The organism is Ruegeria sp. CDSA033, from assembly GCF_059612305.1.
In genome coordinates this window covers 1-1555 of record NZ_JBXWQI010000056.1, presented here as the reverse complement: position 1 = coordinate 1555, position 1555 = coordinate 1, and the positions used below count along the sequence as shown (strand labels likewise).

Here is a 1555-nt window from a genome sequence, read left to right as displayed (position 1 = left end):
TGTCCGTCGTCAGGGATTTTGGGACAGATGGCGGCGTGGGCTAAGAGAGTGTCTGGCTCATCTGGTTTATGTGACTATGCGGCGGATTTGCGGTGAAGCAAGCGTCGCGTTTCGATGGTCTTTCGTTTGATCCTTTCTCTTTGTTGCAAGATGGTCTGTTCGCGCCCGAAGTAGACATTGGCCGGGGTGAGGTTTTGTAGGCTCTCGTGATAGCGTCGATGGTTGTAATGATCGACAAAGGCATTGATCTGTTGCCTGAGATTGCCGGGCAGATAGTAGTTTTCCAGCAGGATGCGGTTCTTCAGGGTCTGGTGCCATCGCTCGATCTTGCCCTGAGTTTGCGGGTGATACGGAGCACCTCGAATATGATCCATCTGCCGGTCCTCCAGCCAATCGGCCAACTCGCAGGAGATGTAACTGGACCCGTTGTCGCTGAGCAGCCGTGGCTTGTGCAGAACCGTTGCCTGATCACAACCTGAGGCTTGCAGCGCCATGACCAGCGTGTCGGTCACATCGCCCGACTTCATCGTCGTACAAAGCTTCCAAGCGATGATGTAGCGGCTGTAATCATCGAGGATGGTCGACAGGTAGAACCAGCCCCAACCGATGACCTTCAGGTAAGTGAAGTCGGTCTGCCAGAGTTGGTTCGGCCGAGTGGTTTTGTCGTGAAACTCATCTGCGGCCGACAGAACCACATAGGCTGGGCTGGTGATTAGGTCATAAGACTTGAGTATGCGATAGACTGAAGCCTCTGACACAAAATACTTTTCCGTGTCGGTGAAGCGCACAGCCAACTCGCGCGGCGACAGCTCGCTTTCCTTCAGGGCCAAGTCCTTGATCTTCTCTCGAACCGGCTCGGGAATGCGGTTCCAGACCCGCGACGGCTTGGGGCTGCGATCCTCAAGCGCCTCGGGGCCGCCAGCCAGATATCGGTCATACCAGCGATAGAAAGTGGTTCTGGGGATGCCGAGTTTGTCCAGCGTACGCCTGGTCGGCAGATGCGACCCTTCCACGAGGCGGATGATCTCCAGCTTCTCAGATGCGGGATACCTCATTCGTCGTCGCCCCCATCCCCGATCATGCTTTTTTTGAGCAGCCGCAACTCAAGGGCCTGCTCGGCAACAACCTCTTTCAGGTCGCGAGCCTCACGACGCAGATCCTTGACCTCCGTCGAGGTCGCCGCACGAGCCGTATCGCCAGCAAGGCGCTTCTTCCCAGCTTCGAGGAACTCCTTGGACCAGCTGTAATACAAGCTCTGCGCTATGCCCTCGCGGCGACACAGCTCTGCAATGCTATCCTCGCCCTTTAGGCCATCCAGCACGATCCGGATCTTCTCTTCGGAAGAGTACTGTTTGCGTGTTGCTCGACGGATGTCTCTGACAACCTTCTCGCCGTGGCTCCGCTTGGTTACGGTCATGCGCTACGTTTGATCCACTGGATCAAACGCTTAACACTTTGACCTATCTCATATCCACTCCTTGGTGGTTACGATGTGCCAGAAAACCTCTCTTATCAAAGCGACCTAAACTGTCCCATTGGCCCTGACGTCAGACAA

The 1555-nt window shown here is 55.6% G+C and carries 1 protein-coding gene; it reads right to left on the bottom strand.

Translation table 11 applies throughout. The features are described from left to right. Positions 1-74: 74 nt before the first annotated feature. Positions 75-1417 (bottom strand): IS3 family transposase gene (locus AC2FLA_RS22400; protein WP_496725442.1). Its coding sequence is split into 2 segments (ribosomal slippage): positions 75-1090 and positions 1090-1417, totalling 1344 coding nucleotides; the frame shifts between segments, so codons are not numbered across the junction. Between the last annotated feature and the right edge of the window lie 138 nt (positions 1418-1555).